Raw genomic sequence first — 18,238 nt, forward strand, 5'->3', positions numbered from 1 at the left:
AGGCGGAAGATGTTATCCAGGATCTTGGCGTTGTTCGGCTCCTGCTCGAACTTCACCAGCTGATTGTCCACGGTGTCCAGGCTCTCGCTGGTCTCCGTCAGAAACTCCCGCAACAGATCATCCATGAAAACAGGCCTTCATACAGGAAGGGCGCGCACGAGGCGTGATGCGCCATTTCGGAATGGGGCCAGCTTCACCGCAAAGCGTTTAATATTGGTTGAGTATGTGCAAAAGAACGGCACCAACAAAGAGATAAGGCGCTCCGGACAAGCCGAAGCGCCTCGTAAAGATTGCATTAACGCGTCGGAAACGATGCTTCGCGTTTACGAAGCGGTAACGATGATGGCTTCGCCTTCGGGCTTGAGCGTCACGGTGAGCCCGCAGGCCTGCGCGAGCAGCCGCGTATAATAAGGCTGGATCGCATGCGCATCGGCAGCCGGCCCGCGCTCGCCGCTCAGGAGCTCGGAGATGTTCTGCGGCAGGCGTGCATTGTGTCCGGTCGCGGTGATGCGAAAGCTCATCACCTCGCCCTCGCCGACCGGATCGACCGTCAGCATGCCGCCGCGCGGGATCGTGTGCTGGGCGACGACCAGCATGTTGAGCAGCAGCTTGACGCGGTTCTTCGGCAGCAGCAGCCGCGGCAGATTCCAGGTGATCGAGCACTTGCCGTCCTCGATATGGCCCTTCGCCATGGTGTGGGCATCGCCGAGATCGATCTGCGCGCCGGAGGAGCCGGCCGCGCCGAAGGCAAGGCGGCAGAACTGCAGCCGGGCGGAGGCCGTCTTGGCGCTTTTGCGAATCAGGTCGAGCGCGAACTCGCGGTCCTCGGGCTTGGGATCGTCGTCGAGCACTTCGAGCCCGTTGACGATGGCGCCGACGGGGCTGATGAGATCGTGGCAGACCCGCGAGCACAGCAGCGCGGCGAGTTCGAGCATATCGGGAGCGGCAGTGGTCGCGGGCGACGATGCGTCAGACATATAATGGGGTCCTGGAGGGTTCCTGGAATTGCACGGCGCTGGACGCCGCGAATCACGCATGCTTGACGGATGCTGCGGGTTCTAACATTCGCAACCCCGCGGCAGCTAGCTTGCGATCGGTTCGAGGCGGCCATAAGCCCAGGCGAATCGATCGGGGCGAATCAGTGGACGAGGAACGATATTGCCGACAGATGAGGCATGCAGGTGAAACGGATCATTGACGGAGCGGCCGCTGCCGGCCTGATGGAGCCGCTGACTGCGCTGGTGGTGAAGGCGGGCGAGGCGATCCTCGCCGTCAACCGCGCGGCCATGCGGATCGACGGCAAGCAGGATGGCTCGCCGGTGACCGAGGCCGACCTTGCCGCCGACCGCATCATCGCGGACGGACTCGCGCAGCTCGCGGGCGACGTTCCGACGCTGTCGGAGGAGCGGACCCAGCTCGCCTCCCCGCCGTTCCAGGGCAGCTTCTTCCTGATCGATCCGCTCGACGGGACCAAGGAGTTCGTCGCCGGCCGCGACGAGTTCACCGTCAATCTTGCCCTCGTGACGTCAGGCGTGCCGGTGCTCGGCATCGTGAGCGCGCCCGCACTCGGGCTGCTCTGGCGCGGCATCGTCGGCCGCGGTGCCGAGCGCGTGAGGTTCAACGGCGCGACGATCGCCGCCGCCGAGCCGATCCGCACCCGCAAGCTGCCGGCGCGCGGGGAGCCTTGGATCGCCGCAGTGAGCCGTTCGCACGGCGATGCCAGAAGCGAGGCGTTCATCGCCGACAGGCCCAATGCCGTCAGGATGACGTGCGGCTCGGCCGTGAAATTCGGCCGCATCGCGGAAGGCGGCGCCGACATCTATCCCCGTTTCGGGCCGACCTCGGAATGGGACGTCGGAGCCGGCTGCGCGGTCGTGACCGCGGCCGGCGGCAAGGTGACCGACGGCAAGGGCGGCGAGCTCCGATTTGGCCAGCGCAGCGATACCGGCTTCATCATCCCGGAATTCATCGCGTGGGGCGACCCGCAGGCGGTAGGCTGCGACTGACCAGGGCTCGTTACTGCCCGAGCTTCTCCTGCAGGGCCGGCCAGCGCTTGCCCACCTCATAGAGGAAGCGCTCGGGATCGGCGACGAAGGCGTCGCGATTGTCTTCCCGGCTGAACAAATAGAGCCGCTGCGCCACGATCGCGAAGAAATGCGGATTGGCGGGGACGGTGACGCCGCGGGCGATATCGACCGGATCGTAGCCGCCGAATTGCGGTCCGTAGATTTCGGGATGGGCCTGGAAAGAGGCGCGGTTGCCCTCGTTCCGGAAGCGCCAGACGGCCCCCCAGAGGTTCGCCTCGAACTCCGCCGTCCCCTGCACGGCCGCGCCGGCGACGAAATAAGCGACGGGGTCGAAGCCCTCAATGGCGACGCCGCTGAAGCGGTTGACGACGATCCGCTCGGTGGTGGCGGCGCCTGTCGGTCCGCCGGCACCGAGGATCCAAATGCCCGCCAGCAGGCAGAGGCGGCGGGCGATCAAGGCAATTCCGGGGCGCAAAGGGCTATCTTCCTGCCGTTGTGCCGTCATAGTTGCTGCGGATAACATCCGAGTCGAGGGGACATCCGGCGCAACCTAGGGCCATGCCTGTTGGCGTGAGGTTAAGGAAGCGACCGGATTCGGTACCAGGGGTTCTTTTATGACTTTCGCATCACGCCTTGCTGCGCTCGCGCTTGCCGCGATGATCGGCTGGATCGTGCCGGCCTCCGCCCAGCAGGCGCCGCCGCCTGACCTGCCGCCGCCGCAGCGGACCCCGACGCCCAATACCTATGGGCCGGACGAGCTCGTCACCGCCGGCCATCGCTTCTTCGGCAACGTCTCGCGCGGGCTCGCCTCGATCATCGAGAAGGCGGTCAGCCAATGGGGCCTGCCGAACGGCTACATCCTTGGTGAGGAAGGCTCCGGCGCCTTCGTCGCCGGCCTGCGCTACGGCGAGGGCACGCTCTACACCAAGAACGCCGGCGACTTGCGCGTCTATTGGCAGGGCCCCTCGCTCGGCTTCGACTGGGGCGGCGACGGCGCCCGCACCATGACGCTGGTCTACAACCTGCCGGCCACCAACGCGATCTACCAGCGCTTCGCCGGCATCGACGGCTCGGCCTACATCATCGGCGGCTTCGGCATGACCGCGCTGACCTCCAACAACATCGTGCTGGTGCCGATCCGCTCCGGGCTCGGCCTGCGCCTCGGCGCCAATATCGGCTATCTCAAATACACCCCGCGGGCGACCTGGAACCCGTTCTAGGCCCACGTCCTCCCCACTGCCCACCGATCAAGGTTAACGACAGAGCGGGGCTGGCTTTCTGCCGGCCCGCCATGGCATTGTCGTTGGTGAATTTTTCCTTAAGCTTGGGAGTTCTGGCCCATGGTCGAACCGATCATGTACCTGGCGATCGGTTTCCTGCTCTCGATGCTGTGCGGGCTTGCGATCGTGCCGCTGGTGCATAACCGCGCGGTGCGCCTGACCACGCGCCGGCTCGAGGCCGCCACCCCGCTATCGATGGCCGAGATCCAGGCCGACAAGGACCAGCTCCGCGCCGAATTCGCCATGTCCGCGCGGCGGCTCGAGATGAGCGTCGAGCAGCTCAAGAACAAGACCACGAGCCAGCTCGCCGAGCTCGGCAAGAAGAGCGACGCCATCAACCGCATGAAGATCGAGCTCGGCGAGAAGAACGCCACCATCTTCGCGCTGGAGGCGCGCGAGAAGGCGGTGAAGGAGCAGCTCCGCGCCACCGAGGAGGAATTCGCCGCCAAGACGGCGTCCTTGCGCGAAGCCGAGATCGCGTTGACGGACAAGCAGGCCGAGCTCGCCAAGATCAACTCCGAACTGTCCGACCGCTCGATGATGGCGGAGAGCCGCCAGGTCGAGCTGGTCGCAGTGCGCGCGCAGATCGAGGAATTGAAGCACCGGGTCGGCGATGCCGAGAAGGAATTTGCCGCCACGCAAGCGCGCCTCGCACAGGAGCGCACCGAATCCGAGACCGCCTCGCGCGAGCTCGGCGAGGCGCGCGGCCGCGTCGAGAATCTGAGCCAGCGCGTCACCGAGCTCGACCGCCAGCTCATCGTGCAGGTCAAGGAGGCCGAGATGCTGTCGAGCCGCGTCGCCGATCTCGAAGGACGCCTTGCCACGCAGGGCAAGCTGCTCGCCGAGCGCGACTACGAGAACAACCAGCTGCGCCAGGCCAACGAGGCCAACGAGCGCACCATCAAGGAGCTGCGCGTCGAGATCGCGGGCCTCAGCGGCGGCAAGTCGTCGGCTGCGATGGAGCAGCTGCGCGCGGAAAAGGCCGCGCTGGAGGAGCAGTTGCGCAGCGCACGCGACGAACGCGCGAAACTCCAGCGCGACATCAACGCGATCCAGCAGCAGGCCGAGAGTTCCTGGGCGACCGAGCGCATGGAGAACGCGCTTCTGCGCGAGCGCATCAACGACATCGCGGCCGAGGTGGCAAAACTCGCGATGCAGCTCGAAGGCCCGAACTCGCCGATCGAGGCGCTGCTCGCGGCCGAGGCCGGCCAGCCGCCGAAGCCGGCGCCGCGCCCGGCCAACGATGCCGCGACCAACGGCGCCGCGACCAGCAGCGGTTCTGCGCCCCGCCTGCCCGAAGGCGGCGGAACGCTCGCCGAGCGCATCCGCGCGCTCCAGGCCCACGCCTCCCGCGCCCGCCAGCAGGGCGCGTAACCGGCCAAAATCCGGCTTCCCCTGCGGAAGGCGCGACCTGACCAAGGTTTTCCGCCCCGGCGACGCCTTGAAAACTTGACACCTTGGGCCGGCACTTCTAAATCGCGGGCTCCGATGTGCCGGCCGGCCTAAGGTTGCGGCCGCCTGCATGATGGTCCCGGGCGCATAGCTCAGCGGGAGAGCGTTCCCTTCACACGGGAGAGGTCCAAGGTTCGATCCCTTGTGCGCCCACCACGCTTCGCCAAAAGGCTTCGCGTGGCGCAGCCACCCCCAATGGCAGCGAAGCGTGTTCGGCGTAGCTCGAAGAGCGTAGACGGACTGCGGGTCTTGCTTCCGCTCTGTCAAAAATTCGAAAACAACCCCATGCACAGTAGCCGACCTCAGTCGGATCAAAGGGTTACGACTTTTCCGAATTTTCCTTGCTCCGTCGGGCAAAACAGGGGCATGATGGCATCATCGGGAGGGGCGCACGCTTGATGAGCATGCTGCGCCTGAGGGCCCGCACGGCATCGCCGGCTTAGAGATTCAGGGATGAGCTGGATGACGCTCCCTCGCCCTCCTTCGAAACTCTGGATACGAATCGCGATCGCGGTGCTTGCTGTGGCCGGCATCGGAATCGCGGCCATGGTTGGTCTCATCTGGTTCGCACTCGAAGGATTTGCCAGCTGCCGCAACGTGGTCCTGAGCTCGACGCGGTCGCCCGACGGCACCAAGGCCGTGTTCGTCTTCAGGCAGGAATGCAACGCAACGGTTCCGGATTCCACATATGCGAGCATCGCACCGATGGACCGGACCTTTTCACCTGATCGCAACCACGCATTCCTCGGCTTCGCCGGTCACGCGGAGATACTACCCAGCTGGCGCGGGAGCAACGTCGTCGAAATTGCGATGATGCCAGGGGTCGAGGGAGGCTTCATCCGGCACGATGAGAAGGTCGGCTCGATCCGGATCGATTACAAATGATCTGCGGGCTCGACGAATGATCACCACTTCATGGAGACCGAACCGGCAATCTCTGCTCCGCAACCACGCGCACTGGCGGAAAAGAAACGCAATCCACGACGTCGAACAGCACGCTGATGCTGCCGCTGAATGACTGCGCGAAAGCGATCGCGTCATCGCGCTTTGCGTCGGCGATTTGTGTGCCGAGCGTGCAATGAGGTCGCCAGTTTTCCGGCCGATAATGCAGCCGACACAAGGCTGGATCGATTGCAGCGTTGATGGAAGCGTGCCACCAAACGAGCGTTTCATCGAACTCCGGCTCCGCCCAGAGCACGAGCGGCGGACCTGCGAACCAACAAATTCGCCTGAACGCGACCTGCAATGGCCCTTCGCCTCCAACTGCGCGGAGCATGGTCTCCCACGCGGTCTTCGCGGTAATCTCGGGCGCATCATAAATGGCGAATGTGAAATGCGGCCGATAACCGAGCCCCCTCATCGAAGGCTGGCTCTCAAACGCGGCAACTTCATCCCACAAGGCTTCGATGCGCTCTGCGGAGGAATGGTCGGACCGAATGTTGATAGCCAAAGCCATGCGCTTGGTTGCTCTGTAAAGCAATGGATTTTTGCCTCACCAATGGCGATAAAACCAGGCCTTTTGCGCGCTAGTGAGCCATAAGGACGGAGATATCCGCGTGCTCCATGATATAGCTGGTCGCTCCACCGAATATCATCTGCCGTAGCCGCGTGCGGGTGAAGGCTCCTTTGATCAATAGATCGCAACCGTGTGCCCTGGCGGCATCGAGGACCGCCTCACCAGTTTCGCGCCCGTCCAGCTCAACGCTGATCAAGCTGGCCGCAATGCCATTGTATTGGAGTTGCCGAGCGATCTGACCGGCAGACGGTCCTGGCACCGCTTGGCCGCCGACAACGGTTAGGATCGATACCCTTTCGGCCAGACGAAGCAACGGCATGGCAAATGCGTTTGCCCGAGCTTGCTCGGTACTCCCGTTCCAGTGGATCATAATGTTTGTTGCGACGCTTCTTGGTCCATTCGACGGCGCCAGTAGAACGGGCCTGCCGCTCTCAAACAGCGCGGACTCAATCGCGCGGCGGTGAGGGCCCACCGCATCAATGTCAGACCGCGCCATCACGATCAGATCGAAAGCGCGCCCATAACTTCCGACAAAGTCTTCGCCCTCAGGCGCGGTCTCCAGCCAGCCGAAGCATGGCGGGTTCGACCCTGCGGTGGCGCGGGGAACATCATGCTTCAGCATGAATGCTTCGAAAAAGTTGCGCATGTCGTTCAGTTCGGCTTCGCTCTTCACTTGATACGTGTCCAGGAGAATGCCGGTGGCCAATTCGGCGGCCGCATATTGAGGGATGCCGAACCGGAGTGGAAAGCCTTCGATATAGGCGCCGGAGCGACGCGCTAGGCCTACGGCCACAGCGAGCGTAGCTGTCATCATCGGAATATTCTGAAGCGGGACCAGGAGCGTCTTCATTTCGAATCTCGATTTTCTGACGAAGATTGACGGTGGATGCATGCTCTCAATTGGGGCGGCGTCTGCAACAGCTTCACTTTGCGAGCCGCTCTGGTTTGCCACCGTCAACGGTTGCAATCATGCGGCCTGCTCAAGCCTCGCATCGATCTCCTGGCGCAGCGCGGCGAAGTCGATTGGCTTGGTTAACAGGTCGGCGGCGCCCTTCTCCAGCGCCTTGCGCTTGGTCTCGGCATCACCGTAGGCCGTGATCATGATAACCGGTACATCGGGGCGGGCCGAGCGCACGATAGGCAGCATCTCCAGTCCGCTCATTCCGGGCATGTTGATGTCGGACAGGATCAGAATCAGGGTGGCATCCGCAATCTCGGCCGCGCGCTGCAATGCCAGGGGCGCCGAGGATACAAACTCCATCAGAAAACGACCGGCGCGCAGATCGCGCCGAAACTGCTGGCGGAACAGCGCCTCGACATCGGGCTCGTCGTCGACCACCATGATATAGACGCTCAATTTCTGCCTCCGCTCTACAATGGTGCCGCCCGCGTACGCGGCAGCGTAATAATGAACTCGGTATATTCGCCCGGCTCGGTATCGACCTCGATGCTGCCGCCGTGCTGCTTCACGATGATGTCGTGGCAGATCGAAAGCCCAAGGCCAGTTCCTTCGCCGGCCGGCTTGGTCGTGAAGAATGGATTGAATATCTTCTCTCTGACGTCGGCCGGGATGCCGGTGCCATTGTCGCGAATGCGAATTTCGACGGCGCCGCCGAGGTCTGTGGTCGTCGCACGCAGTCTTGGCTCGAAGCCGTCACCGACGACCTCCTTTTGTTTGCTGGCCGCGTAGAAACCGTTTGAAACCAGATTGAGGAACACCCGCGTGATTTCCTGCGGATACAGCTCGAGGGCTCCCGCAGACGGATCGAGTTTTCTTTCAAGCGTGATATTGAAGCCGGCTCTTTCAGCGCGGGCTCCGTGATAGGCCAGGTTGAGACTTTCTTCGAGGATGGCGTTGATCTCCGCCGCGCGGCGTTCGCCGGACCCCTCGCGGGAGTGCAGAAGCATATTCTTGACAATGGAATCGGCGCGCGTTCCGTGCTGCACGATCTTTTCCAGGTTACCTTGCAGCATGTGGATCAGCGCGTCGATGTCCTGCCTTTCCACCTCGCCGAGGCCGGCTGAGCGCAGCGCGTCGCCGAGCTCGTCGGTCAGTTCGGAGGACAGCGCAGCAAAATTGTTGACGAAATTGAGCGGGTTCTTGATCTCGTGCGCAATGCCGGCGGTGAGTTGCCCGAGCGAGGCAAGCTTCTCGGTCTGGACCAGCCGATCCTGCGTATTTCGCAATTCCTCGAGCGATTGCGACAATTCCATGGTGCGCTCGCGCAGTTCATTCAGCAGGCGTGCATTCTCGATCGCGATCACGCCCTGGTGTGCGAAGTTGGACACGAGCTCGATCTGCTTGTCTGTGAAGGGTTTCACTTCCTGGCGGAAGATCGTGATCGTGCCAATCAGCTCATCTTCCTTGAGCATGGGAACGATGACGAGGGTCCTTGCGCCGGCAAGGTCAGCGAGCGCGCGAACATTGGGGTTGCCTTCGATATAGGGCGGCTGCGTCCTGATGTCGTCGATATGAACGGTCTGATGACTCTTCTCGACGGTGCCGAGCCCGCTCGCGGGATGTGGGCGAATGTTCTGGTAGAGCCGGGTATCGACATAAGCTTGCGGCGCGTTGTGCAATGCGACCGTGCGAAAGCCGCCCTCCTCGTACAGATTCATGGTGCCAAAGCCGGCGCCGCAAATTCGCGTCGCATTCTCCAGCATCTTGTGGAAGACCGGAGCGAGCGCGCCCGATGAAGCGCTTATGATCTCCAGCACCTCCGACGTTGCCGTCTGCCGCGCCAGCGATTCATTCAATTGCTCGAACAGACGCACATTGCCGATGGCGATCACCGCCTGGTCGGCAAAGGTGGCGACGAGTTCGATCTGCTTTTCGGTGAAGGGCTGCACGCGCTTGCGGGCGACCACGATCGCGCCGATCGGCTCATTTTCGCGCAGAAGGGGAACACCGAGCGCCGTGCGCTGACCAGCGATCGTGATCGACGCCTCCAGGCCGTATTCGGGATCGGCAGCGACGTCGAGGATTTGCACCGGACGGCGTTCGAGGACGGCTCGACCCGTGACCGTGCCCCGGCCGGGAGCGATCGGATGAGCCCGCAGAAAGGCAATGTAGTCCTCGGAAAACCCGACCGCTGCTCCGGCCTGATATTCATCGCCCTCGCGGCGCATGATGAAGGCCATCTCCGCCTCGCACAGCCGTGCCGCCGAATCGACCAGCGTGTCGAGCACGGTTTGCAGGTCGAAGGTCGAGCGGCTGATCACCTTCAGCACGTCGGCGGTCGCAGTTTGCTGCTGGAGCGATTCGGCGAGATCGCGCGTCTTCGCCTGGACCTCATCGAACAGCCGCACATTCTCAATCGCGATCACGGCCTGATCAGCGAAAGTGGAGACCAGGTCGATCTGCTTGTCCGTGAACGAGTTCGCGGTCTTGCGGCCCAGGAATAGCACGCCGATCACTTCTCCGGACCGCAGCAGGGGTACGCCCAGAAGGGTGCGGTAACCGCCGGCCCTCTGTTGCTCGGGATAGGCATAGTCGGGATCGACCAGGACATCCGGAATCTGAACAGCCTTGCCGCACAGCAGGACGCGCCCAACGAGGCTACCGCGTCCAGCATTGAGCCGAACGCCCGCCGAGACCTTGGCCCACTCCGGCGAGAAATTGTACCGAGTTGCGTGATAGAAGGAGCCATCGGCGTCCTGCCGGAGGATTGCCGCCATGTCGGCCCCACACAGCGACGCCGCCGATTCCGTCAGCGTGTCGAGAACCGTTTGCAAATCGAACGCGGAGCGACTGATGACTTTCAACACATCGGCGGTCGCGGTCTGCTGCTGCAGCGATTCCCGCAAGTCGTCGGTACGCGCCTGCACCTCGTCGAACAGCCGCACGTTCTCGATGGCGATGACGGCCTGGTCGGCGAAGGTCTGCAGAAGCTGCACGTGATGCGGAGCGAAGGCCCCCGGCTCTGCCCGCGTGACGCTGATCATGCCGATCACCACGCCGCCAGTCGCGAGCGGAACGAACAACATGCTGCGAAAGCCGCGGGCGCGCGCGATGAATTTGATCTCGTTCGTCAACGCTTCCGTATCGGGGGTCGGCACCACCTTGCCCGCCTGTGTCCTCGCAAAACTCTCGAAATCGGTGATCGGACGCGGAAACATCTTCTTCAAAGCTTCATCGGCGGCAGAATTCGTCGGCGTGAACGCCGCCAAGTGGGCATTGCCGTCGATGAAGCGGAATACGGTCGTCGAAAAGCCGCCGAGCAAGGCATTTGCGCGCCTCGCGATTGCATCGAATACCGGCTTCACCTCCGATGGCGAGCTGGCAATGATCTTGAGAATGTCCGCGGTGGCGGTCTCGCGATCTTGTGCGGCGCGCAACTCGGCCAGGAGCCGCGCGTTCTCCTGCTGCAATTCCGCCACAACGCCCTGAGGAAGCGCGGCCATGATGACAATCCGTGTCGGCAGCCGGTTCGCGGCCGACGTCAAAATTTAATCAAGAAAGCGCCGGGAATTATTTCACCATCAGGTGCTTCCGACCAGACATACCGTGAGTTGATTTTCGATCGACTACGCGTCAATTCGTCCTCGTGATCGACCGAAGCGGCAAGTTTCACACAATGCCGCTGGAGGCCGATTTACCTCGGGTCCGCCTGGTGCTGGCGCCAGGGGGATCGCGGGACCCACGTGCCGCGAGCGCCGTAGATTGCGTCCCGAAACACCTAGGAGAGCCCCATGGCGACCATATTCATCACCGGCAGCACCGATGGCCTCGGCCGGGCGGCGGCCCAATCGCTGCTCGATCAGGGGCACCGCGTGGTGCTGCACGCGCGTTCAGCCGATCGTGCCACGGCTCTCGGCGGCCTCACTTCGCGTGCGAAGGGATTGGTGATCGGCGATCTCAGGAGCGCGGGGGAGACGCGGAGCATCGCGGACCATATCAACGCGATCGGGCGCATGGATGCGGTCATTCACAATGCCGGCGTCTACACGCGGCCGAGCCGCGGCGCGACGCCGGAAGGCCATGCCGAGACGCTGGCCATCAACACGCTTGCGCCGTTCACGCTGACGGCTCTGATCGCGCGGCCCGCTCGATTGATTTATCTCAGCAGCGGATTGCACCGCGGCGGAGAGGGCTCGCTCGACGACCTCGATTGGACCAAGCGGGCCTGGAACGCCGCCACGGCCTATGCCGAGAGCAAGCTGCACGTCGTCGCGCTCGCCTACGCGCTGGCGCGGCGGTGGCCCAACGTCCTCTGCAACGCCGTCGATCCCGGTTGGGTGCGCACGAAGATGGGAGGCGCGGGCGCCCCTGTCGATATCGACACCGGGCAACGGACCCAGACCTGGCTGGCAGTCAGCGAGGATCCTGCGGCCCTCGTGAGCGGCCGCTATTGGCATCATCTCGAGCAGCAAGAGCCGGCCCGTGAGGCGACCGATCCGAGGTTTCAGGACCGGCTCATCGGCAAATTGACCGAGCTGACGGGCGTCGAGCTGCCGGAGGAGTGACGCACAACGATTCGTTGTCATTGCAGACTCGCAATGACGAAGCAGGCTTCAGGCGGCCTTCGGCCGCCAGGCCGTGTAGAGACCGATCAGTGTCCCCATGGCGACCAGCGCGGCTGCCAGCAGCACCTGCAATTCGCCGTTGTCGGTGGGGCCGATGGACGACACCAGCCGGGATACGATGACGAACAGAATGCCCACTGCGGCCGCGGCACCCACGCAGAGATAAGCGAGCTCGCGCGTCAGGCTGCGGCCGAGCAGTCCGAGGGCCGTGAAATACATCGAACAGGCGTTGGGATGAACGAACAAGGCAATGCGCGCATAGCGGCCATAGGCGTCGAACAGGGACTCGCATCGGCGCAAGGCCGCCTTCGAGGCCACCCGCTGCAGAAACGGCCTGAAGAAACGCGCTTGTCCATAGCTGAGAACGGCGCCCAGGATGATGGCGAGCCACGCCGCGAGGAAGACGGAGCCATCCACGGCCTTCGGACTGAGCGCCACGGACATCAGGATGAGGGCGGTGCCGGGAAAATAGCCGAAATACGGGAAGACCGCTTCCACCAGCACGCAGGCGAACATGAAGGCTGGAAACCATGCCGACCCGGCCGCGCCATGGACGATGGCGTTCAGGTCGAACAGGCTCGTCCTGTAGAGAACGAGGTACATGCACATGGCGAGGCCCGCCAGCGCATAGAACGGCAAGGCTCCAGACAAAAACCGTCTCATCCAATCATCAACTTCGTTTGGCGGAGACGACGGCCTCGCGCTGTTCCGGATCTGCTTTAGGCGAATGGGATTGAGGCTGTCGATGGCGCTCTTTGCCACGCAACTCACCTCGGCTTGCGCACCCCTACGCAATCGACAGGATCTCGATCTCCTGCGCACCTGAACCGACGACGTCGCCGACCGCCTTGCCCATCAGCGACCTCGCGACGGGCGCGACGAACGAGATCGAGCCGGCCTTGGGATCGGCTTCGTCCTCGCCGACGATGCGGTAGGTCTGGACGCGGCCGTCAGCGCGGCTGAAGCTCACGGTGCTGCCGAACGCAACGATTTCGGTCGCGACAGGATCGGGCATCACCTGCGCCGTACGCAAGCGTTCCGTGAGATAGCGGAGATCGCGCAGGGGCACGGCGGACTGCCGTCGCTTCTCGTTGACGTCCTCGATGGCTTGCGCGGCTTCATAGGCCGCCCGCGCTTCGGCGAGCTGCGCCTGCAATGCGTTGAAGCCTGCTTCCGTCACGAGGTTCGGATGCGGCGAGATCGGGCGGTCCGGCAACAGCGTCTCGGACGCGGTTTCGGCGCTCTCTTCCTTGGTGAAGGCGACGCTCAATTGAAGATCCTGTCGAACTGTTTCGCTTGCGACGCCATGGCGCCGACGACCGAGATTATATCTCAAGTTCGACGAAACGGCGGAGCTTGAAGACGAGGTCCGGCACGGCCTGGCGGAACCGGGTTGCGTTCTGGAAACTGGTGGAGAACGGCGCGAAAGTGAGCATCGCGTTCCAGTGCCGGTAACCGTAGACCGTGACCGAGACGCCGGAACTCGGGAAGTTGTCCAGCTTGCGCAGCTCGCCGAGCACGAGATCGGCGATCGCCTCCGCCGGCAGCAGCCGCTTGCCGTCCCGCGTGGTTGCGATTTGCGCGGGCGGCTCGGCCGGCTCGGCGGCGGCCGCTGCGGCATCGGGCGCGCTCTCGGCTTCGGCCGCATCGGATCCGGACTCGGACTTGGACTCGGACCTGGACGTCGCGGCCGGCTCCACGGGATCCGCCGGCACGATCGGCGGGACCTCGGCGAGCGGAGGCGGTGCAACAGGGTCTGCGCGCTTGTTGCTTCCCAGGATGCTGCTGATCATGGCCACAAGGCCGGCATCCTTCACCTCGTCGCTCATCATTCCCCCCGGGCTTCGGCCTACTCTAGCACCGCTCGCGCAGACCGCCACCGGCGATGTGGCGCAATGGAGGGCCGGACGCCGCCGAATGATCGGCGGCACCACGTTCGATCACGTCGCGCCACGGTGCGATCCGTTACTGCTTAGCGAACGGAATGTATTGGTGGTACCGCTTGGGCACCGAGCTGCGATAGCGCGCCGGCACGGTGCCGGTGTCGACCGAATGATCGATCTCCTGCTGGCGGGTCATCTTCTTCTTCGCCGGCTTCTTCGACGCGCTCTTCTTGCCGTCAGTGGGCTGGCTGGACGTGTCGGTGGTCGCGCTTGGCACCGTGGTCGTCGCAGCCGGCGCAGTGCTTGTCGCGGCAGGCGCAGCGGTTCCGCCCGCGGCCGGCGCGCCCTGCGCCAGCGCGAGCGGCGATTGCATCATGAGCATCAGCGCTGCCGTCGCAGCCAGCAAATATGATTTCTGCATCAGAACCTCCAAAATACCTGATCCGAATGAGCCAGCGTAGGCCCCCGGCATCGACGCGTGCAAGTCCGCCCACGATAGGCCCGATCGCACGCCGGAACTGTGGTGGGGGTCACACTCCCGGCATGGTCTGCCTCACGACATCGCAGCGTGCGCAGGTGCGCAATGGCGCGCTCGGCTATGCGCGAGCTGCGCGGCCGGTCTCCTCCAGTCGCGAGGCGAACCAGCGTGACAGCGGCTCGTCGACGGCACCGCTGACATAGACCTCCGACATCGTCACATGTTGCCTGTCCAGCACCAGGAGCAGGCCGATCCAATAGGGAAACCAGACATGGACGTCGGTCAGCGCCCGCAGCTTGTGCTGGTCGTGATCGAGCGGCGTGTGGTTGCTCGCCTTGCGGATCTCCACGGCGAGCAGATTGTTCGGGATCTCGCGCTGATGCACGACGACATCGGGGTAGATCGACTTGCCGAGATGGTCGTCGGTCGAGATGATGGTGCCGTGCGGCAGATGCAGCGTGCGCTCGCCGAGCCGGTCGTAATTGCAGTCGACCGACCAGCCCGAGAACTGCTTTTCGAGATGCACCGCGAAACGGTGCGTGACCGCCCGCTCGCCGACGTCCTTCTCGAACAGGAAACCCTCGTGGGCGTAGAAGTCCCTGACAGCCGCGATCACCTTATTCAGCTCGGTCTGCATCGTGCCTCCGGGCCCATCACGTGCGCGCCAAGTTGGTAGCCCGGATGAAGCGTAGCGCAATCCGGGACTCTCGCAAAACACACCAGCCCCGGATTACGCTACGCTCCATCCGGGCTACATGAGACCGGAATTCGCGGCGCAATCGGTCCGGTCTACATCTGAACTTCGATCAGGCGCGGGCCGGGCTCGGCGACGGCCTCTGCCAGCGCCTTGTTGAACTCGTCGGCGTTGGTGACGGCGCGGCCGGGAACGCCCATGCCCTTGGCCAGCGCCACGAAGTCCAGGGTCGGGCGGTCGAGGCGGAGCATGTCGTTGGCGCGCTGGCCGGGCTCGCCGGCGCCGACATTGTCGAACTCGCCGCGCAGGATCTGGTAGATGCGGTTGGCGAACACGATGGTGACGATGTCGAGGTTCTCGCGTGCCTGGGTCCACAGGGACTGGATCGTGTACATCGCGCTGCCGTCGCCGACCATGGTGATCACCTTGCGGTCCGGGCAGGCGATCGCGGCACCGATCGACAGCGGCGTCGAGAAGCCGATCGAGCCGCCCATGTTCTGCAGCCAGTCGTGCGGGGCGGCCGCCGCCGTCGGCGGGAAGAAGCCGCGGCCGGTGGTGAGGGATTCGTCGACCATGATCGCGTTCTCGGGGATCGCACAGGCAATGGCCTGCGCGATCGAGGCGAAGGTGAGCGCGCCGGTCGGCTTGACCAGCTCAGCCAGAGCCTGCGGCTTGACGTCCCTGGTGCTGGCCTTCACGGCGCCGGCGAGTGCCTCGAGCGCGGCGACCGAATTCTCGCCCCAGGAGGTCATGCGATGCACCTCGCAGCCCTGCGGCTTGAGCATGCTCGGCTTGTTCGGATAGGCGAAGAACGCCACGGGGTCGTCGGACTCGACCAGCACGATGTGACGGAATTTCGCCAGCATCGGCAGGGCTTGATCGATGACGTAGTGGATGCGGTCGATCGAGAAACGGCCACGGCCGCGCGCCATCTTCGGACGGAAGGTCGGGCCCATCACGGTGCAGCCGGTCTTGCCGGCGATGCGCTCGGCCAGCGCCAGACCCTGCGCGCTCAGCGCGCTGCCGGTCATCAGGAGCAGCGTGCCTTCGCCGTCGCCATGCAGGATCTTTGCGGCCTGCTCGACCGCCTGCGGCGAATAGCTGGCGCGCTGCTGCTCGGCCGGAACCTCGGCGATTCCGTCGGCCTCGTTCCAGGCGGTGTCGGCGGGCAGGATCAGGGTCGCGATCTGCGGCGGCGCACTTTTCGCGGCGGCAATGGCGGCGGCGCCGTCCGCGGCGACCGATTTGGCATCCGGCGAGGTGCGGACCCAGGACGACATCGGCCGGGCCAGGCCTTCGATGTCGGAGGTCAGCGGCGCGTTGTAGCCGATGTGGTAGACGGCGTGCTGGCCGACGATGTTGACGATGCCGGAATTGGCCTTCTTGGCATTGTGCAGATTGGCAAGGCCGTTGGCGAGGCCGGGGCCGAGATGCAGCAGGGTCGAGGCCGGCGTGCCCTTCATGCGGAAATAGCCGTCGGCCGCGCCCGTCACCACGCCTTCGAACAGGCCGAGCACGCAGCGCATGCCGGGGACACGGTCGAGCGCCGCGACGAAATGCATCTCGGAGGTGCCGGGGTTGGTGAAGCAGACGTCCACCCCGCCCTTGACCATCGTCCGCACCAGGCTTTCCGCACCGTTCATTCTGTCTGCTCCCGCAACCTGCCAGTGATCCATTCGGTCAATCATTGTTCGCGCGGCGCGTCAAAGCAATAGCGGGCATTGCGGCCCTGCCCCGCGTGGTGAGACGCCGGTTTGGCTAACGCTTTCCAGCAAATTGGCGCAGTTGCGATTTGGTAACGTCAGTCGTTAACGATGCGACCCTCACGGGCCCGTGGCTTGCGAAACGCGCGCAAATATGGCCTCTGGGTCCGGTTGAATCGATTTTTTTTCTGGGGGAGATGATGATCCGGTTTTTTGCCGCACCGATGGCCGCAATGGCGCTGCTGCTGGCTGGCGCAGCCGACGCGTCCGCGACGGGGATGATAGACTTCACGGGCACCAGTTCCACCAGCTATATCGGCCGCGGCGGCGCGAGCCCGATCCCCCGCACCACCGTCATGTATAACGGCAGCTACGCCCCGGGCACCGTCGTGGTGAACACCGCCGAGCGGCGGCTCTATTTGGTGCTCGGGAATGGGCAGGCGCTGCGCTACGGCATCGGCGTCGGCCGCGACGGCTTCCGCTGGGCCGGGGTGCACAGGATCACCGCCAAGAGGGAATGGCCGGACTGGACGCCGCCCTCGCAGATGCTGGCGCGCCGGCCGGACCTGCCGCGCCACATGAAGGGCGGCATCGACAACCCGCTCGGCGCCCGCGCCATGTATCTGGGCTCGACGCTGTACCGCATCCACGGCTCCAACGAGCCGGAGACGATCGGTCAGGCCGTCTCCTCGGGCTGCTTCCGCATGACCAACGACGACGTCACCGACCTCTATAGCCGCGTCTCGATCGGCACCCCGGTGGTGGTGCTGAACAACTGACCAGGAACCCGCGCGGCGCGTGAATTTGCGCTCTTGTGCACGCGGGGCGAATGCGGCAGCGTCACAGCACGATGAGCGCATTCGTCCCGCCCTCGCCCGGCTTTCGCTTCGCCCTGCTGGCCCTCGCGACGCTCGCCTGCGCGCCTGACATCGCACCCATGGCTGCCGCCGCCGAGCTGCCCGCGGTGTCCTCGCGCCAGCGCGCCGAGAAGAAGAGCTTCACCGACGGCGAGATCATTGAAGGCTTCCTGAAGACGGCATTCGGCGCCGAATACCATCTTGCCGGCCGCGTCGACCGCATCCGCAAGTTCGACGGGCCGGTACGCGTCTACGCCGAGAGCGACCGCGAGGATCGCAAGACGCAGCTCGCCAAGGTCGTGGCCGACATCGGCAAGCGCGTGCAGCATCTCGACATCGCCATGATCGACACCAACGAAGCGGCGAATGTGCGCGTGAAGCTGGTGCGCGACCGCGATCTCTTCCGCACCATCTCGAGCTTCTACGGCGCCGAGAAGGCGCGCGAGATCCGCTCCTCGCTCGATCCGCAATGCCTGTCCGGCTTCCGCAAGAACGACAATTTCGAGATCGAGCATTCCGACGTCATCCTCACCGTCGACAACGGCGATTTCACCTTCCTCGATTGCGCCTATGAGGAGCTGCTGCAATCGCTCGGGCCGATCAACGACACCACGAGCGTGCCCTGGACCATGTTCAACGACAACGTCTCGATGGGCTATTTCGACGTCTACGACCAGTACATCCTCAACCTTCTGTACGATCCCCGCATCAAGGCGGGCATGACCGTGGCGGAGGTCAAGACCGTGCTTCCCGCCGTCCTCAAGGACGTGCGCGCCTGGGTGAAACGGGCGAATAATCTGAAGGAGTGAGGCGGTCTAAGGG

The 18,238-nt window shown here is 64.2% G+C and carries 19 protein-coding genes and 1 tRNA gene; 8 read left to right on the forward strand and 12 right to left on the reverse strand.

What is annotated here, in order from left to right:
• Positions 1-323: 323 nt before the first annotated feature.
• Positions 324-977: a histidine phosphotransferase ChpT gene (gene chpT / locus I6F33_RS22910; RefSeq protein ID WP_036009803.1), complete on the reverse strand. Its 654-nt coding sequence runs from the start codon at positions 975-977 to the stop codon at positions 324-326.
• A gap of 198 nt (positions 978-1,175) precedes the next feature.
• On the opposite strand from chpT, the gene I6F33_RS22915 reads away from it, so the two are divergent.
• On the forward strand, positions 1,176-2,006 hold the full coding sequence (locus I6F33_RS22915) for a 3'(2'),5'-bisphosphate nucleotidase CysQ (protein WP_109145209.1): 831 nt from the start codon (positions 1,176-1,178) through the stop codon (positions 2,004-2,006).
• Positions 2,007-2,016: 10 nt separating this feature from the next.
• Here the strand turns inward: I6F33_RS22915 and I6F33_RS22920 are convergent, their stop codons facing one another.
• Positions 2,017-2,502, reverse strand: a complete 486-nt coding sequence (locus tag I6F33_RS22920; RefSeq protein WP_036009801.1) for a YHS domain-containing (seleno)protein — start codon at positions 2,500-2,502, stop codon at positions 2,017-2,019.
• 139 nt (positions 2,503-2,641) lie between these two features.
• On the opposite strand from I6F33_RS22920, the gene I6F33_RS22925 reads away from it, so the two are divergent.
• The 4 genes from I6F33_RS22925 to I6F33_RS22940 all read left to right on the forward strand — a co-directional run bounded on the left by I6F33_RS22925 (position 2,642) and on the right by I6F33_RS22940 (position 5,644).
• Positions 2,642-3,247, forward strand: a complete 606-nt coding sequence (locus I6F33_RS22925; RefSeq protein WP_036009799.1) for a DUF1134 domain-containing protein — start codon at positions 2,642-2,644, stop codon at positions 3,245-3,247.
• Positions 3,248-3,367: 120 nt separating this feature from the next.
• On the forward strand, positions 3,368-4,681 hold the full coding sequence (locus I6F33_RS22930; RefSeq protein WP_074447726.1) for a hypothetical protein: 1,314 nt from the start codon (positions 3,368-3,370) through the stop codon (positions 4,679-4,681).
• A gap of 159 nt (positions 4,682-4,840) precedes the next feature.
• Positions 4,841-4,915 (forward strand) — tRNA-Val (locus tag I6F33_RS22935).
• A 306-nt stretch (positions 4,916-5,221) separates the two neighbouring features.
• Positions 5,222-5,644: a hypothetical protein gene (locus tag I6F33_RS22940; protein ID WP_225144220.1), complete on the forward strand. Its 423-nt coding sequence runs from the start codon at positions 5,222-5,224 to the stop codon at positions 5,642-5,644.
• A gap of 28 nt (positions 5,645-5,672) precedes the next feature.
• Here I6F33_RS22940 and I6F33_RS22945 read toward each other — a convergent pair whose 3' ends face one another.
• The 4 genes from I6F33_RS22945 to I6F33_RS22960 form a co-directional block, all read right to left on the reverse strand.
• Positions 5,673-6,215, reverse strand: a complete 543-nt coding sequence (locus tag I6F33_RS22945; RefSeq protein ID WP_036009795.1) for a 2'-5' RNA ligase family protein — start codon at positions 6,213-6,215, stop codon at positions 5,673-5,675.
• A 70-nt stretch (positions 6,216-6,285) separates the two neighbouring features.
• Complete coding sequence (locus I6F33_RS22950; protein WP_036009793.1) at positions 6,286-7,125, reverse strand: universal stress protein; 840 nt, start codon at positions 7,123-7,125, stop codon at positions 6,286-6,288.
• 117 nt (positions 7,126-7,242) lie between these two features.
• The gene (locus I6F33_RS22955) at positions 7,243-7,632 is read right to left on the reverse strand and encodes a response regulator (RefSeq protein WP_036009791.1); all 390 of its coding nucleotides are present in this window, start codon (positions 7,630-7,632) and stop codon (positions 7,243-7,245) included.
• Positions 7,633-7,646: 14 nt separating this feature from the next.
• Positions 7,647-10,679 carry a GAF domain-containing protein gene (locus tag I6F33_RS22960; protein ID WP_225142086.1) on the reverse strand — a complete coding sequence of 1,011 codons (3,033 nt, stop codon included), beginning with the start codon at positions 10,677-10,679 and terminating at the stop codon, positions 7,647-7,649.
• A gap of 288 nt (positions 10,680-10,967) precedes the next feature.
• Here I6F33_RS22960 and I6F33_RS22965 point away from each other — a divergent pair, with 288 nt between their 5' ends.
• Positions 10,968-11,741 (forward strand): SDR family NAD(P)-dependent oxidoreductase, encoded by a 774-nt coding sequence (locus I6F33_RS22965; RefSeq protein WP_225144221.1) that lies wholly within the window; start codon positions 10,968-10,970, stop codon positions 11,739-11,741.
• A gap of 48 nt (positions 11,742-11,789) precedes the next feature.
• Here the strand turns inward: I6F33_RS22965 and I6F33_RS22970 are convergent, their stop codons facing one another.
• The 6 genes from I6F33_RS22970 to I6F33_RS22995 form a co-directional block, all read right to left on the reverse strand.
• Entirely contained in the window at positions 11,790-12,464 is a 675-nt protein-coding gene (locus tag I6F33_RS22970; protein ID WP_225126682.1) for a hypothetical protein, read from the reverse strand.
• Between the two features lie 124 nt (positions 12,465-12,588).
• Positions 12,589-13,071, reverse strand: a complete 483-nt coding sequence (gene greA, locus I6F33_RS22975; RefSeq protein ID WP_036009784.1) for a transcription elongation factor GreA — start codon at positions 13,069-13,071, stop codon at positions 12,589-12,591.
• A gap of 55 nt (positions 13,072-13,126) precedes the next feature.
• Entirely contained in the window at positions 13,127-13,630 is a 504-nt protein-coding gene (locus I6F33_RS22980; RefSeq protein ID WP_225144323.1) for a hypothetical protein, read from the reverse strand.
• A 136-nt stretch (positions 13,631-13,766) separates the two neighbouring features.
• Positions 13,767-14,105, reverse strand: a complete 339-nt coding sequence (locus I6F33_RS22985; protein WP_225144222.1) for a hypothetical protein — start codon at positions 14,103-14,105, stop codon at positions 13,767-13,769.
• A 175-nt stretch (positions 14,106-14,280) separates the two neighbouring features.
• Positions 14,281-14,799 (reverse strand): hypothetical protein, encoded by a 519-nt coding sequence (locus tag I6F33_RS22990; RefSeq protein ID WP_036009755.1) that lies wholly within the window; start codon positions 14,797-14,799, stop codon positions 14,281-14,283.
• A gap of 152 nt (positions 14,800-14,951) precedes the next feature.
• Positions 14,952-16,499, reverse strand: coding sequence for an acetolactate synthase large subunit (locus I6F33_RS22995; RefSeq protein WP_036009752.1), 1,548 nt, complete (start codon positions 16,497-16,499; stop codon positions 14,952-14,954).
• Positions 16,500-16,759: 260 nt separating this feature from the next.
• Between I6F33_RS22995 and I6F33_RS23000 the strand changes: the two genes are divergently transcribed.
• On the forward strand, positions 16,760-17,338 hold the full coding sequence (locus tag I6F33_RS23000) for a L,D-transpeptidase (protein ID WP_036009766.1): 579 nt from the start codon (positions 16,760-16,762) through the stop codon (positions 17,336-17,338).
• Between the two features lie 71 nt (positions 17,339-17,409).
• Positions 17,410-18,225: a DUF2927 domain-containing protein gene (locus I6F33_RS23005; protein ID WP_225113924.1), complete on the forward strand. Its 816-nt coding sequence runs from the start codon at positions 17,410-17,412 to the stop codon at positions 18,223-18,225.
• Positions 18,226-18,238: the final 13 nt, after the last annotated feature.

Origin of the sequence: Bradyrhizobium sp. BRP20 (assembly GCF_020194215.1) — a bacterium.
Taxonomy (GTDB): domain Bacteria; phylum Pseudomonadota; class Alphaproteobacteria; order Rhizobiales; family Xanthobacteraceae; genus Bradyrhizobium; species Bradyrhizobium yuanmingense.